Annotated in this window: 1 protein-coding gene; it reads right to left on the bottom strand. The window is 64.7% G+C overall.

All coding sequences use genetic code 11. The annotated features are described in order from the left end of the window. Nucleotides 1–320 (bottom strand): hypothetical protein (locus tag J1M43_RS16560; protein ID WP_206477566.1); only part of this gene is annotated, 320 nt, incomplete at both ends.

The raw sequence follows: 320 nt of genomic DNA, 5'->3' as shown, positions 1-320 counted from the left end.
CCATCAGGGCGGTCGCGAACGCGTCGTGACGTTTCTGCGCGTGCGTGCGCATGTCCGCCAACTCCACCGGCGGCGATTTCGCCTTGTGCTCGGGGAGCCCGTCCACACGATCCGAGACGTCTTCGCCGGCACCGTACTCGGCGCTGCTGGAGTACTTCGCATCGAACCAGTCATCGTCGTCGCTATCGCCGCTGCTGCGGCTGCCGTCGCCGCTGTCGTCTGCGGGTCGGAACCGCACGGTACTGCTGCTGCCTTTGTCTTCGGCTTTCGGGTTCAACAGCGAATCGATGAGTTTCTGCAACTGTGCTGCGACCTCCGGC

This window comes from Microbacterium sp. KRD172, from assembly GCF_017168295.1.
Lineage (GTDB): Bacteria > Actinomycetota > Actinomycetes > Actinomycetales > Microbacteriaceae > Microbacterium > Microbacterium profundi.
The sequence above is the reverse complement of the archived record's forward strand: the minus strand, read 5'-3'. Positions and strand labels throughout refer to the sequence as shown.